14 protein-coding genes are annotated in these 13,500 nt (G+C 72.4%); 10 read left to right on the top strand and 4 right to left on the bottom strand.

The annotated features are described in order from the left end of the window. Positions 1-23 precede the first annotated feature (23 nt). From ACFWUZ_RS32720 to ACFWUZ_RS32700, 5 genes are all read left to right on the top strand, one after another. Entirely contained in the window at positions 24-233 is a 210-nt protein-coding gene (locus ACFWUZ_RS32720) for a ferredoxin (RefSeq protein WP_384381160.1), read from the top strand. Between the two features lie 19 nt (positions 234-252). Next, a complete protein-coding gene (locus ACFWUZ_RS32715) occupies positions 253-1,725 on the top strand; it encodes an FAD-dependent monooxygenase (protein WP_384381158.1) in 1,473 nt (490 codons plus the stop codon). Positions 1,726-1,763: 38 nt separating this feature from the next. Then, positions 1,764-2,423, top strand: coding sequence for a hypothetical protein (locus ACFWUZ_RS32710; protein ID WP_384381156.1), 660 nt, complete (start codon positions 1,764-1,766; stop codon positions 2,421-2,423). Positions 2,424-2,559: 136 nt separating this feature from the next. Beyond that, positions 2,560-4,155, top strand: a complete 1,596-nt coding sequence (locus tag ACFWUZ_RS32705; RefSeq protein WP_384381154.1) for an MFS transporter — start codon at positions 2,560-2,562, stop codon at positions 4,153-4,155. A 46-nt stretch (positions 4,156-4,201) separates the two neighbouring features. Beyond that, the gene (locus ACFWUZ_RS32700) at positions 4,202-4,879 is read left to right on the top strand and encodes a monooxygenase (RefSeq protein WP_384381152.1); all 678 of its coding nucleotides are present in this window, start codon (positions 4,202-4,204) and stop codon (positions 4,877-4,879) included. 36 nt (positions 4,880-4,915) lie between these two features. Here ACFWUZ_RS32700 and ACFWUZ_RS32695 read toward each other — a convergent pair whose 3' ends face one another. Further along, positions 4,916-5,152, bottom strand: coding sequence for a hypothetical protein (locus tag ACFWUZ_RS32695; RefSeq protein ID WP_384381150.1), 237 nt, complete (start codon positions 5,150-5,152; stop codon positions 4,916-4,918). Positions 5,153-5,480: 328 nt separating this feature from the next. Between ACFWUZ_RS32695 and ACFWUZ_RS32690 the strand changes: the two genes are divergently transcribed. Beyond that, on the top strand, positions 5,481-6,116 hold the full coding sequence (locus tag ACFWUZ_RS32690; RefSeq protein ID WP_384381148.1) for a class I SAM-dependent methyltransferase: 636 nt from the start codon (positions 5,481-5,483) through the stop codon (positions 6,114-6,116). A 117-nt stretch (positions 6,117-6,233) separates the two neighbouring features. Here the strand turns inward: ACFWUZ_RS32690 and ACFWUZ_RS32685 are convergent, their stop codons facing one another. The 3 genes from ACFWUZ_RS32685 to ACFWUZ_RS32675 all read right to left on the bottom strand — a co-directional run bounded on the left by ACFWUZ_RS32685 (position 6,234) and on the right by ACFWUZ_RS32675 (position 9,757). Further along, a complete protein-coding gene (locus ACFWUZ_RS32685; RefSeq protein WP_384381146.1) occupies positions 6,234-6,896 on the bottom strand; it encodes a deoxynucleoside kinase in 663 nt (220 codons plus the stop codon). A gap of 590 nt (positions 6,897-7,486) precedes the next feature. After that, a complete protein-coding gene (locus ACFWUZ_RS32680; protein ID WP_384381144.1) occupies positions 7,487-8,722 on the bottom strand; it encodes a glycosyltransferase in 1,236 nt (411 codons plus the stop codon). A gap of 405 nt (positions 8,723-9,127) precedes the next feature. Beyond that, on the bottom strand, positions 9,128-9,757 hold the full coding sequence (locus ACFWUZ_RS32675; protein ID WP_384381234.1) for a TetR/AcrR family transcriptional regulator: 630 nt from the start codon (positions 9,755-9,757) through the stop codon (positions 9,128-9,130). 627 nt (positions 9,758-10,384) lie between these two features. Between ACFWUZ_RS32675 and ACFWUZ_RS32670 the strand changes: the two genes are divergently transcribed. From ACFWUZ_RS32670 to ACFWUZ_RS32655, 4 genes are all read left to right on the top strand, one after another. After that, the gene (locus tag ACFWUZ_RS32670; RefSeq protein WP_384381232.1) at positions 10,385-11,182 is read left to right on the top strand and encodes a VOC family protein; all 798 of its coding nucleotides are present in this window, start codon (positions 10,385-10,387) and stop codon (positions 11,180-11,182) included. 91 nt (positions 11,183-11,273) lie between these two features. Next, positions 11,274-12,188, top strand: a complete 915-nt coding sequence (locus ACFWUZ_RS32665; protein WP_384381142.1) for a GNAT family N-acetyltransferase — start codon at positions 11,274-11,276, stop codon at positions 12,186-12,188. Positions 12,189-12,431: 243 nt separating this feature from the next. Continuing rightward, positions 12,432-12,932 carry a hypothetical protein gene (locus ACFWUZ_RS32660; protein WP_384381140.1) on the top strand — a complete coding sequence of 167 codons (501 nt, stop codon included), beginning with the start codon at positions 12,432-12,434 and terminating at the stop codon, positions 12,930-12,932. Between the two features lie 253 nt (positions 12,933-13,185). After that, entirely contained in the window at positions 13,186-13,392 is a 207-nt protein-coding gene (locus ACFWUZ_RS32655; RefSeq protein WP_384381138.1) for a hypothetical protein, read from the top strand. Positions 13,393-13,500 lie beyond the last annotated feature (108 nt).

Genomic DNA, 13,500 nt, shown 5'->3' with positions numbered 1-13,500 from the left:
GACCTCAGGCAAGGAGAGCCACCATGCGAGCCACCGCGCAGGTCGACCGGAAGCTGTGCCTGGGCGCAGGACTGTGCGAGGCGATGGGCCCCGACCTGTTCCGGCTGGACCACGACGGCATCGCCGTCGAGCAGCCGGTCGACAGCAGGGGGGCGGACCGCCTCGAACAGGTGCGGGACATCGCCGACTGCTGTCCGACCGGTGCCATCACCGTGATCACGACCGATGAGTAGCGAAGAGGTGCGCGAAGCAATGGACACAGACGTCATCGTCGTCGGAGCCGGGCCCGCAGGGCTCATGCTCGCCGGGGAACTGCGGCTCGCGGGCGCCGATGTCATCGTCCTCGAGAAGGAGAGCAGCCCCAGCGCCGAATCCCGCGGCATGGGATTCACCGCGCGCACCCTGGAGGTGTTCGACCAGCGCGGACTGCTGCCCCGGCTCGGCGAACTGAACCGCTCGCCCGGCGGCCACTTCGGCAGCGTCCCCGTCGACTTCGCCGTCGGCGGCGGTACGCACGCCGGCGTCACCGGCATCTCGCAGGCGCGCACGGTGACGATGCTCGCCCAGTGGGCCGCGGAACTCGGCGCCGGCATCCGGCGCGGCCACGCCGTGACCGGCTTCACCGACCACGGCGACCACGTCGAGGTGCGCGTCCGGACCCCGGAAGGCGAACAGCGCCTGACGGCCCGCTACCTGGTGGGCTGCGACGGCGGCCGCAGCCTCGTACGCCGGGAGGGCGGCTTCGGCTTCCCGGGGACCGACGCCACCGCGGAGCTGCTCCTCGCCGACGTCAAGGACCTCGAACTGCCCAAGCTGTGGTCGGGCGCACGCCGCCCCGGCGGCATGCTGCTGGCCGCACCCCTGGGCGCGGACACGATGCGCGTCGTCGTCTTCGAGCACGGCCGCCCGTACCGGCAGCGCACCGGACAGCCCTCGTTCACCGAGGTCGCCGAGGCGTGGAAGCGGGTCAGCGGAGACGACATCTCCGCCGCCACCCCGGTGTGGGTGAGCTCCTTCTCCGACGCCGCCCGCCAGGCGAGCGAGTACCGGCGCGGCCGCGTGCTGCTGGCCGGGGACGCCGCGCACATCCACCTCCCGGCCGGCGGCCAGGGCATGAACGTGAGCATCCAGGACGCCGTGAACCTCGGCTGGAAGCTCGGCGCCGTCCTGACCGGCCGCGCCCACGAGGACCTCCTGGACACCTACCACGAGGAACGCCACCCGGTGGGTGCGGAACTGCTGAAGAACACCCGGGCCCAGGCCACCCTGTTCCTCGGCGGCGAGGAGATGCAGCCCCTGCGCGACATCCTCACCCGGGTCTTCAGCGACGAAACCGCCGCCCGCCACCTGGCCGGACTGGTCAGCGGCCTGGACATCCGCTACGACCTGAGCGCCCTCGGCGACCACCCCCTGCTCGGCATGCGCATGCCCGACACCGAGCTGGTCCTCGACGACGGCAGCGAGACCACCAGCACCCGGCTGCTGCACCCCGCCCGCACCCTGCTGCTGCAGCTCGGCGACGACCCCGGACCGGCGCAGACCGCCCGGGCCTGGGGCGACCGCGTGCAGGTGGTCCGCGCCCGCGCGACCCGCCCCGCACAGCCCGGCGAACCGGCCGCGGCCGACGCCCTGCTGATCCGGCCCGACGGCTACGTGGCCTGGGTCAGCGGCGACGGAGACCTCGCCGAGGCCCTGCACCGCTCCTTCGGCGGCAGCGGCGAGTGAACCCGCCCCGACCCGATCACCCCTCGCAGGAGACGACCATGACCACGACCGATTCCACCGCTCCGCAGGCCACCATGGCCCGGATCGCCCGCCCCGACGCGCACGTCCGCTACATGAGCTACTGGTTCGTCGACGGCGCCGACCAGGGGCGGGCCGTCCTCGACGAGATCGTCGCCGCCTGGCGTTCGACGCCCTGGCCCGAGGGGATCCTCCACCTCTCCTGCTACCTGAGCACCGACCACGACACGGTGCTCACCTACGCCCAGTGCACCGACGACACCGTCTACCGGACCTTCCTGCGCAGCCTGCCGGACGGCCCCGCCCGCGTCGAGCCGATCCAGTTCCGCCTGCACCGCAGCGTGGTGGCCGACCCGGACGCGGGCGCACCGAACGCCGTGGTCGCCGCCAGCTTCGACGTGGACGGCGCGAACCGGCAGGAGACGATCGTGGCCCAGGTCGTCGGCAACCTCGAGAAGGCCCCCGCCGAGGAACAGGCCGGCCTGATCGCCTCCCACTTCCACCTCAGCCTCGACGGCACCCGCGTGATCAACTTCGCGGAATGGGTGAGCGACCAGGCCCACGTCGAGTTCCTCGAAGGAGCCACCCGCCACCGGTCCCTGCGGATCGCGCAGGACATGCCCGGAGTCCGCCCCATCGGCTACAAGCGCTACCACCTCCACCAGGGCCTCGACGCGTGACCCGAGGTCATATCCCCGTTCAGACCTGACAATCCGACGGCAACCCGGTTGATCCCAGCGAATCACCCGCAGGACGATGGCCGGACCTGCCCCGACGACCCCGTCGGTCACCCGTGACAAGCAAGAGAGGTACTCCATGGTGGTTGCTCCGGCCAAGGCTGGCAGGAGGGAATGGATCGGGCTGGCCATGCTGGCCCTTCCCACCCTCCTGGTCTCCATGGACCTGACGGTCCTTCACCTGGCCGTCCCCGACCTCAGCGAGGACCTGCGCCCGAGCAGCACCCAGCTGCTCTGGATCGTCGACATCTACGGATTCATGATCGCTGGCTGGATGGTCACGGCGGGCACCGTCGGAGACCACATCGGCCGCCGCCGGCTCCTCCTCTACGGCGCCGCGGCCTTCGCCGGCGCATCCGTCCTCGCCGCCTTCTCCACGAGCGCCGAGATGCTCATCGTCACCCGCGGACTCCTCGGGATCGCCGGCGCGACACTGATGCCCTCGACCATGGCGCTCATCCGCAACATGTTCCACGACGAGGTCCAGCGCTCGCGCGCCATCGGCATCTGGATGACCAGCTTCATGGTCGGAGCCACCCTCGGACCCCTGGTCGGCGGCGCACTCCTGGACGCCTTCTGGTGGGGCGCCGTCTTCCTCATGGGCGTCCCCGTCATGGTGCTCCTGCTGGTGTTCGGCCCGAAGATGCTGCCCGAGTACCGCACCGACGACGCCGGCCGGGTGGACTTCGTCAGCGCACTCCTGTCACTGATCGCCGTCCTCGCCGTCGTCTACGGGATCAAGCAGATCGCGGAACAGGGCCCGACCCTCGCCGCCGCCGCGGCCGTCGTCGCCGGAGCCCTGGCCGGCGTGGCCTTCGTACGCCGCCAGCGCGCCTCCTCCGACCCGCTCCTGGACCTGGCCCTGTTCAGCACCGCCCGCTTCAACACCGCGATCGTCGCCCTGCTCCTGAACAGCGCCGTCATGATGGGCATCAACTTCTTCGCCGCCCAGTACCTCCAGCTCGTCCACGGCCTCCCGCCGCTGGAGGCCGGGCTGTGGACGCTGCCGATGACCCTCGCCGGCATCCCCGTCGCGCTCCTGACCCCCTCCGTGGCGCGCCGTATCCGGCCCGCGTACGTCATGGCCTTCGGCCTGCTGGTCGCCGCCGCCGGCTTCGGCATCATCACCCAGGTCGACGTCTCGGGCCTGGCCGTCCTCGTCACCGGAACCGTCGTCCTGTTCGTCGGCCTGGCCGCCATGGGCGTCCTCGGTACCGACATGGCCGTCAGCGCCGCCCCGCCCGAGCGGGCCGGCGCCGCGTCGGCCGTCACCTCCACCGGCAACGAGCTCGGCGGGGCCCTCGGCCTCGCCGTCCTCGGCAGCATCGGCAGCGCCGTCTACCGGGACGGCATCGCGGACAGCGACCTCGGCGCCGTCCCGGCCGAGGCCACCGCATCCGCCGGGGAATCGCTCGGCGGCGCCGTGCGCGCCTCCGCCGAACTCCCGCAGCAGCTCAGCGGCGACCTCCTGGACTCCGCCCGGGCCGCGTTCCTGGACAGCCTGCACGCCGTCGCCCTCACCTGCGCCGTCGTCGTGACCGTACTGGCCGTGGCCGTGGCGGTCCTGCTGCGCAACACCGGCCGCCCGGCCGGACCCCCGGATCTGCCGCAGGACTCCCCGGACACCCCGTCCCCGGACCTGCGGACGAAAACGGCCGCCTCGGCCACCCCGTGAACCAGCGGCGGACCGACGGCTGAGAACCACAAGGAGACAGACAGACATGGCCACTCCCGTCCACCCCACCATCGACCGCCCGGACTCGACGCTCGCGCTCATCACCCCGCTCCACGTGGGCACCGCCGACATCCAGCGGGCCGTGGCCGACGCCGTCGTCGCCGAATGGTCCGCCGCCCCCCGCCCCGAAGGCCTGCTGTCGCAGAACTGCTACGTGAGCACCGAGGGCGAGAACGTCTGGACCTACGAGCAGTGGACGGACATCGACGCGTACCTCGCATCGGGCCGCGCCTTCCGCGCCCCCGCACCCCTGCGCGGCCTCGGCGCCGGCGGCACCGACATCGAACGCAGCGCCCCCATCGCCTTCGAGCGCTACCGCAGCACCGTCTTCGACACCGGGAGCGCCCCCACCCGCATCGTCGCGCCCACCTTCGACGTCGACGGCCGCGCCGCACAGCGCAACGTCATCGACCGGCTGCTCGACGGGCCGCTCACCGAGGCCACCCCGGGACTCCTCTCGGCACACTTCCACTACAGCCTCGACGGCAGCCGCGTCCTGAACTACGCCGAGTTCACCGGCGACGAGGAGCACCTGGCCTTCCTCGCCAGCCCGATCGCCCACGAGACGACCAGGCTCACGAAGGAGACGCCGGGCGTACGCGGCATCGGCGGGAAGCGCTACGTCCTGCACGGCAGCGTCCCGGAGCGCCGCTCCGGCGGCTGACCCGGTCAGCCGCCGCCCGCGGCGGCGGCGCGGCGGCTACGCACGGCTGCGGGCCGCCGCGACGCACCGCGGACCGGCGCTGCGGTGTTCCTGCGGGCTGACGCCGTACGCCCGCTGGAACACCGGGCTGACGGCGAACCCGCGGCCGGGGCCGACCCGCCGGGCGACGACGTCCAGCGGGGCGCCGGACTCGCGCAGCAGGTCGGCGGCCAGGGCCACGCGCCACTCCGTCAGGCAGGCCATCGGCGCCGCGGCGACGCCGAGCGGAAGCACGCGGCCGGCGCCTGGTCCTGCTGTCCGCCCGGCACCGGGCCGAGGCCCTCCGGGTGCGAGGACGCCGTGACGAGCCCCCGGTCGAGTGGACCGTCGCCCGGCGAACGGCCCGCGCGCGCCCACGGGCCGCAGGCCCGGGCCCCGGGACGCCGGTCTACGATCTGGCCATGACTATGGACAAGCTCCGCCATGCCCTGGAGGGCCGCGAGCCCTCCGCCTCCGGGCCGGCCCGAACACCCAGGACCCGCTGATGGGCCGTCCCCTGACCGTGGGAAAGGACGCCCGTCCCCGGGGACGGGGCCGGCACGGGGATGTCAGCTTCTCCCCCGTGGCGGAGCACCAGGACGGGACCAGGGCGGCCTACGACGGGATCGTCGAGCTGTACGCGTCACTGTTCGCCGGCCGCCTGGAGACGCAGCCGTTCGCACGGGCCATGATCACCACCTTCGCCGAGCTGGTCCGCGGCACGGGAAACCTGCGGACGGCCGACGCCGGCTGCGGCCCCGGACACCTGACCGCCATGCTCCACGACCTGGGGCTGGACGCCTTCGGCCTCGACCTCTCCCCGGCCATGATCGACCACGCCCGCCGGGCCCACCCCGCGCTGCGGTTCGACGAGGCGCGGATGGAGGCCCTGCCGGTCGAGGACGGCACGCTCGGCGGCATCCTGGCCCACTACTCGATGATCCACACCCCGCCCGGCGAACTCCCCGCCCTGCTCGCCGAGCAGGCGCGCGCCCTCGCACCGGGCGGCCTGCTCCTGGTCTCCTTCTTCGCGACCGGCGGACCCGAGCCGGTCCGCTTCGACCACAAGGTGACCCCCGCCTACAGCTGGCCCGTCGACCGGTTCGCCGACCTGCTGACCGCCGCCGGGCTCGCCCCGTTCGCCCAGCTGCTCCACGACCCGGCCTCCGAACGGGGCTTCCTCGACGCCCACCTGCTGGCCCGCTCGCTCGCGCCCTGACCGCGTGGGCACAAGGGGCGCTCCGGCGCCGGCCGCCGTACCCCGCCGAGGCCCCGTACCGGGCGGCCCCTCCCTGACCGAGCCCGGGCCGGCAGGTTCACGGGGCACGCCCTGCACTCAGGCCCGGCGCCTGACCGCGGCCAGGGCGTCCTTGACCTCCTGCACCACCCGGGCCGCGTCCTCGGGATCGTTCACCACGTCCGTCCGGTTCATGTCGACGACGAGGACCTCGCTGGCCGCGTAGTGCTTGTGCACCCAGTCGTCGTAGCCGGACCACAGCGTCCGGTAGTACTCGACGAGGCTCTCGTCCTGCTCGAAATCGCGGCCCCGCAGCCCGATACGGTGCAGCACCGTCTCGAAGTCCGCCTTGAGGTAGACCATGAGATCGGGAGCCTTGCGGTACGGCAGGCCGTCGATCTCGCGCATCATTTCGTGGAGCAGCCCCTCGTACACCCGCATCTCGAGGGAGCTGATCCGGCCGAGGTCGTGGTTGACCTTGGCGAAGTACCAGTCCTCGTAGATGGACCGGTCCAGGACGTTGTCGCCCTGCTTGTACGCCTCCTTGATCGAGGCGAACCGCGTCTGCAGGAAGTAGAGCTGGAGCAGGAAGGGGTAGCGCCTCGCCTGGATCTCCTCGGGGCCCGCCGTGTAGAAGAGCGGAAGGATCGGATTGTCTTCCACGCTCTCGTAGAAGACCTCGCTGCCCAGCTCCTTGGCGAGCAGCTCGGCCACACTCGTCTTGCCGATCCCGATCATGCCTCCGACGCAGATCACTGGCATACCTCACTTCTCCCTGGGGGTCTTCTGTACGCGGGTGGGTGGACTGGGCACCTCACACCACTGAGACGCACGCCGGCGGGCACGCAATTCCCCGGGAGCTTCATGATCAACGTCATAGGGTCCCCGTACGGACCACAACCCTGACCCAGGCCGCTCTCCTGGACTGGCCGGCCCGCCCTCTCCGCAGCCGCCGCGCACAGCGACGAGCCGCAGCCCCACGGCCGGCCTGAATCCTAAAGGACGCGGTGCCCCCCGCCGGCCAGACCGTTGGGGCACCCGCCCCACCCCGCCCGGACAGGGGCCCCGGCGCCGGTGAACCCGTGGCCGTCACGTGCCCGGACGCTCCCGCGGCGGGCGGTGCGCGGCCGGCACCTCGGGCAGCAGGCCGGGCCGGACGACGTCCCGCGCAAGCGCACTCGCCGTGACCAGCGGCCGCGGCGGGGTCCGCGGCACGGATAGGAGGTGCCACTCCCCCCCGGCGGCGGGTGGCGTCGCACAGGGTGCCCAGCAGCAGCACCGCCTCCGGGCCCGCGACCGGGCCCGCCTCCTCCTCCCACCCCCTCACCGCCGCCGCTGTCACCGGCCGTGCTTCAGCGGCGCGGGTTCCCCGTGTCGAGGAGCAGCTTCGCGGCCGCCGCCGCCCCGTCGGTGCGGACGGTGCCCGCGACTGCCTTCGCTCGTGCTCCCGTCTCGGGGGAGAGGGCCGTGCTGAGTGCGGCGGACAGGGACGCGACGGTCGGGACGGGGCCGTCGTGAGCCGTACCGATGCCGAGTTCAGCCACCCGGGCCGCCCAGTACGGCTGGTCCGCCAACTGGGGCACCACCACTTGGGGGGCACCGGCCCGGGCGGCCGTGGTGGTCGTCCCCGCGCCGCCGTGGTGCACGACGGCAGCCACCTGCCGGAACATCTGCTGGTGGTTGACCTCGCCGATGGCGAAACAGTCGCCCCGCTCGTCGATGAGGCCCAGGTCCGCCCAGCCGCGCCCGACGAGTACCCGGCGACCCTGCGCGCGAACCGCCTCGATGGCCACCCGGGCCGCGTCCTGCCCGGCGCGCACGGCCATGCTGCCGAAGCCCACGTAGACGGGCGGCGCGCCGTCCTGCAGAAAGGCCTCCAGGTCCTGCGGGAGCGGTCGCTCGTCGGGCAGGGTCCACGCGCCGGTCTGGACGACGTCGAGGTCCGGCGTCTCGTGCCACGGGTCGAGCACCGGGTCCGTCGCCAGCCACGGCCGGTCGCCGAAGGCGTAGTCGCGTACGTTGTCCACCGGCGGCAGGCCGATCGACGCCCGGTTGGTGTTGAGGGCCTCGCCGAACAGTGCGTCGATGCTCTGGGCGTCGAGGTCCCACAGCGCGCGGTTGTCGGTCACCTCCGGCGGGAACGGCCGGCCCGGGTAGGCCAGCGGGGGGCGCTGAGGAGAGGGCAGGGTCAGCTGCTGGAAGATCGCGGACACGTAGCCGATGCCCAGCTTCTCGGCAATCGACCGCGCTCCGGCGATGGCCGGCATCGCGCCTGTGGCCATCAGCACGTCGCAGCCCTCTGCCGCCGCGGGCATGACCTCGAACTGGCTGGCTATCAGTTCGGCTGCGCGCTGGGGCAGATTGCCCATCGACGGCGGCGGTGCCGCGGTCGTCAGGGCGCGGGCCGACTGCCCGACGCCGACCACGGACACACCGACTCCGGCCATCCGTTCCGCGAAGTCCTCGTCCGGCGGGGCGCACACCCGGACTTCCGCGCCGAGTTCCCGCAGCCGTACTGCGAGGCCCACCAGCGGTTCGACGTCCCCGCGTGACCCATACGTCGACAACAGCACACGCACTTCGTCCATCTCCTTGATTCCTCGGTTTCCGGGCTGAGCCGACTTCCTGAGGCGCAGCCCGGCTTCCGCCCGCCCTGGTACGACACACGTCGCGCCTGGCAGGGCAAGCATTCTTCGTCCCCTCAGGGGGCTGGTCGGCCGACATCTCCCGCGGGCGGGCCCGGAGCAGTTCGCACGGTGCCTTCGGCGCCGACGGCCTGCGATGAGGCTGCCCGAGCCCGTCGAAAGGGGGGCTTCGCACAGGGTCAGGCCGCGGGCGCGGCACGCTGGAGTTCGCGCGTGCGCCTGCATGCCTCAAACGATCTTACGGATCGCACGTTCGATCAAGGAACATCGGTGCGCGGTTCGATGACCGGCGGGTTGTCGGCGAAGGGCCGTCGCCGGGCTGAGCGAGTCCGGGGCGGGCGGCGGTTCTTACCAGGGGGCGCCGGTGGGGTCGTTGGCGAGGGCGGCGGCGAGCAGGGTGCGGAGGTGGTCGGCCTGGGGGAGGAGGGTGGCTTCGATTACGTCGTTGGTCTGTCCGTCCAGGGTGAGTTCCTGGATACGGCGGAACAGGAGGCGGTCCGATGCGGCGATCAGGGCAGCGGCGGCCCGCAGGGCGATCGCCGGGGTGTCGGTCGGGACGGCGGTGGCGAGGGCGGTGGCCAGCGCGTCTTCGCGCCGATCGTGCAGTTCGCGGAGCCGGGCGGTGAGGGTGGGGCTGTCGGCCACCATCCGGGCGAACGCGGGGCCGGTGAAGCCGACGACGGGGCTGTGCTCCAGCAGGGCGGTCCGGAAGGTCCGGCTCAGGGCGGCGAGCGGCGTCTCGTCCGGGCCGCGCTCCGCGACCGACCGGGCCAGGCCCTGGGTGAACTCCTCGTGGTGGTCGAGGGCGAGGTCCTCCTTGCGGGGGAAGTAGTTGGTCACCGTCTTCTTGGCGACCCGGGCCGCGGTGGCGATCTCGGCGATGGTGGTCTGCTCGAAGCCCTGCTCGATGAAGAGCCTGGTCGCGCAGTCGGAGATCAGCTGCCTGGTCTCCTGCTTCTTGGACTCGCGGAGTCCCATGTCGGTAGCCATGAAGAAGAATCTTACCCCTGATGCAAAATTAGCCTTGACCTTCTCGGAGCCTCCACCTAAGTTTACGTCCGTCGCAAAATTCGCCTGACTGAACGGATTGGAATTGCGCCAGCTCAGCTGTTTCCACGGCCGCCCCGTCGACCGCTTCACCCCTCCCGACGGTGCCGGCGACTCCCCGCCCAGCCCCACCGCACGTGCCGTCCCGCACCTGCTCGCCCAGTACGCAGACGCCCGGTACGCAGACGCCGGGTACGCAGACCCCCTGCCCGCCGCGGCCCGCGCCGCCGCAGGTCGGGCGGACACCCGCACGGCCCGGTCCGAGCCCGTACCCACGGGCCGCACCCCCACGCCGTCGGCCCGGACGTCGGCCTTGCCGGCGCCGGCGTCCGGCAGGCTGTTCCGTCCTGTTCGCCCGGCCCGCGTCTGGACCCGGCCGTCCAGGTGACCGCGGCGGACCCGGTCTGAACGCCGGCCCCGCCCCCGTGTGCACGAAGTCCTCCGCCCAGCACGGTCGGCGCCCACCGTCCGGCCGCACTGCGCGACCCCTACCGCGGCACCCGTTCCCCCCTCACGGTCCCGCCGCCATCCCGTTGGCCCCCCTTTCCAGGAGTTCCCCTGAACGTCACCACCTCCACCCTGTCCCTCACCGTCGACGACGTGGACGCCTCCCGCGAGTTCCTCTGCACCCACCTCGGCTACCAGGTCGCCGTGGCCGCCGAGGGATTCGTCTCCCTGACCCGTGAGGATGCCGCCGCCGACATCGTGCTGCTCCGCACCGGCATCGAGGTGCTTCCGCCGGAGCAGCGCGACCGGCAGGCCGGCGGCCTGATCCTCGCGCTCACCGTCACCGGCCTCGACGCCGAGGAGCGCCGTCTGCGCGAGGCCGGCGCCCCGATCACCATGCCGCTGCGCGAAGAACCCTGGGGCGAGCGGCTGTTCCAGCTCACCGACCCGAACGGCATCGTGGTCCAGCTCGTCGAATGGGCCGCCCCCGCCGACAGCACCGCCCCCGCCGAGGCCGCTCCCGCCACGCAGCCGACCTTGCACGTGATCGCGCCGGCCGACGAGCACGTCGTCGAGTCACCGAACGCACGCATGACCGGTCTGGCCGCGCCCAGCCGCGGCAGCAGCGAGCTGAGCACCTGGACCGTCACCATGGCGGCCGGACAGACCGGCCCCGAACACGCCGTCAGCCGCGAACAGGTCTGGACCGTGTCCTCCGGCGTGCTCGAGGTCAGCTGCGGCGGACACACCGCAACCGTTCCGGCGGGCCGGACCTTCATCCTTCCCCCGGACGTCCTCCGCCAGGTCCACGCCCCGCAGGACGCCGCTGCCCACGTCGCGATGCGTAGGGACGGCGTGGCCCGCGTACCGGACACCGAGGGCACCCGGCCCCTGCCGTGGGCCCAGTGACGAGCCGTCAGTACCCTCCCTGCACCGCGTCAACACCCGCGTGAACTGCCCAGCGGCACCCCGCCGCCCAGCTCCCAGCTACGGAGACAGCTTGTCCGTCCGCATCACCGCCCTGACCGACCCCGACGAGACCTCCTCCAGCCGCCGCCTGGCCTGGCTGGCCTCGGACGCCGACGGAAGCCCCGTCGGGTCCGCCTTCCTGCGCCTGTTCACCAAGGAGGGCCAGCAGCACCTCGCTGAACTGGACATCCAGGTCCATCCCGCCGAGCGGCGGAAGCGGATCGGTACCCAGCTGCTCGCGGCGGCCGCGGCGGCAGCCCACGAGGACGGCCGGCGCAGCATCGTCGCCCAGGTCCAGGACGGCACCCCCGGCCCCGGCTTCCTGGCCGCCGGAGGGTTCCGGATCGCGTTGACCCTGACCTACGCCCGCCTCGCCCTGGCCGACGCGGACCTCCCCTCCCTGACCGCGATCGCCGAAACACCGCCCGCCGACTACCGGTTGACCGCGTGGGAGGGGCACGTACCCGACGAACTCGCCGACACCTACGTGGCCTCTCGCCGCGCGATGGACGACATGCCGATGGGCACCGTCGACTACGGCACGGTGGTCTGGGACGTCGAACGGATACGGGCCGCGGCCGCGGCCGTCGAGGCACGCGGGGAGATCCTGTACACCGTCGCGGCCGTCGACCGGTCCGACGGGTCCGTCGCCGGCTTCACCGAACTCGTGGTCCCGGGCAGCGGTACCGGCGACGCCCTGCACTACGGCACGGCCGTCCTGGCCGAGCACCGGGGCCACGGCCTGGCCCGCTGGATGAAGGCGGCCGCAATCCTCGCGGCCCGCGAGAGCCACCCCGAACTCGGCGGCCTGCTCACCGATACCGCCGACAACAACCCGTACATGCGCCGCGTCAACGACACGCTCGGCTACCTGCCGACGCACGTGGCCTACGAGTGCCAGCTGGACCTGCAGGATGCGCCGGCCCTCGGCCCCGCTGGTCGGTGATCCGAGCAGCCCGTCCGTGACGGGTCGGCGGGAGTGAGACTGCTCGGGTCCAGTTGATCTTGAGGTGAGGGTGAGCGGGTGTACGGCGGCTCGCTGACCGGCTGCCGGGGCTGCGGATCCGGTAGGGGCCGCGGGTGGGAACGAAGCGGGCGATCCTGGACCGAAGCCCCCCGGCCGTGGGCCGTGGGCTGGGGGCTGGGGGCATCAGGCCGGCCGGTGTGGTGCCGTGCGAGGATCCGGGCCATGGATCGTGAGGCAGCGTGGAGCTTCGGCCCGGCCGGTGAAGCACCCGTAGGTCAGGGTGATGTGGTGGCGCTGACGAGGAGGGCTGCTGACCGGAGGCAGGGCGGACAGGTGGTGACCGTACCGCTCGTGTGCAAGTGGTGTGATGCGGACGAGTTCCAGGCCGTGGCGGGTGAGTGCTACTGCTGGGGTTGCCTGATGCCGGTCGGGATCTGGGACGGGGACGTCCATCCCGACGAGTCGCCGTTGAAGCCGATGGCCTATCCGTGGAGACTCGCGCCGTCCGACGTTCAGTCCTCCCCTTTCACCCCTGGCTCTTCAGGCGAAGCGGGGGACGGCTGGGCGTGCCCTGAAGGACACCGGGTGTTTCAGAGCGTCGTGGCGTTCGATCTCGCCGGTGACGGCTCGGCACGAAGGATTTCGGTCGGCCTGAGGTGCCCGGAGGACGGCGCTCTTCTCCTGTACATCGACGACGCGCATCTGGTGCCGGCAGGGCCCTGACCTCCACCCGGCCGACGGCCCGGGCTGCGCTGAACGGCAACGGCAACGGCAACGGCAACGGCGCAGGCCGGAAGGCCAACCCGTACAACGCAAAGGGAACGACCTGACGGCGCAGAGCAGCGGAATGACCGCGTACGGGACCAGGATCAGACCGGGATCACGCGCGAGCGGATGACCGTACGCGGGGGCGGATGCGTCGACGTAAGACGGGCAGGCGGGCTGCGTACGGACGACCTAGGAGGAGACACCCGCCATGGACCGCGCCAGTGACACCACGGAGCCGGAGCTTCCGGCTCGTGTTCCGGAGAACCGCAACGCCGTGACCCCTGACCTGCCGCCCGTAGGCCCGGGCGCCCCCGACCTTGCGGGCACCGTCGAGAAGGACGACAGCGAGTCCGCTGAACCCGCCGGGCCCGCTGCCGGACCAGCAGCGGACAAGCCCCAGGAGCCGACCAGTTAGAAACCCGACGCCAAGGGGTTGTCCCGTAATCGATCTTCGAGTCGCGATGGGCAGTGGCAGTTGAGGTGCGTGCGCTCGCCGCTATCCGGCCAAGGCGAGGTTGTGCAG

Source organism: Streptomyces sp. NPDC058646 (assembly GCF_042716875.1).
Lineage (GTDB): Bacteria > Actinomycetota > Actinomycetes > Streptomycetales > Streptomycetaceae > Streptomyces.
The sequence above is the reverse complement of the archived record's forward strand: the minus strand, read 5'-3'. Positions and strand labels throughout refer to the sequence as shown.

What these genes read in the sequence shown, in the direction of transcription:
- ACFWUZ_RS32660 (WP_384381140.1), top strand. Translation starts at nt 12,432, where the DNA reads ATGGATCGTGAGGCAGCGTGGAGCTTCGGCCCGGCCGGTGAAGCACCC.
- ACFWUZ_RS32705 (WP_384381154.1), top strand. Translation starts at nt 2,560, where the DNA reads ATGGTGGTTGCTCCGGCCAAGGCTGGCAGGAGGGAATGGATCGGGCTG.
- ACFWUZ_RS32675 (WP_384381234.1), bottom strand. Translation starts at nt 9,757, where the DNA reads ATGGGACTCCGCGAGTCCAAGAAGCAGGAGACCAGGCAGCTGATCTCC.
- ACFWUZ_RS32710 (WP_384381156.1), top strand. Translation starts at nt 1,764, where the DNA reads ATGACCACGACCGATTCCACCGCTCCGCAGGCCACCATGGCCCGGATC.
- ACFWUZ_RS32685 (WP_384381146.1), bottom strand. Translation starts at nt 6,896, where the DNA reads ATGCCAGTGATCTGCGTCGGAGGCATGATCGGGATCGGCAAGACGAGT.
- ACFWUZ_RS32655 (WP_384381138.1), top strand. Translation starts at nt 13,186, where the DNA reads ATGGACCGCGCCAGTGACACCACGGAGCCGGAGCTTCCGGCTCGTGTT.
- ACFWUZ_RS32715 (WP_384381158.1), top strand. Translation starts at nt 253, where the DNA reads ATGGACACAGACGTCATCGTCGTCGGAGCCGGGCCCGCAGGGCTCATG.
- ACFWUZ_RS32720 (WP_384381160.1), top strand. Translation starts at nt 24, where the DNA reads ATGCGAGCCACCGCGCAGGTCGACCGGAAGCTGTGCCTGGGCGCAGGA.
- ACFWUZ_RS32700 (WP_384381152.1), top strand. Translation starts at nt 4,202, where the DNA reads ATGGCCACTCCCGTCCACCCCACCATCGACCGCCCGGACTCGACGCTC.
- ACFWUZ_RS32680 (WP_384381144.1), bottom strand. Translation starts at nt 8,722, where the DNA reads ATGGACGAAGTGCGTGTGCTGTTGTCGACGTATGGGTCACGCGGGGAC.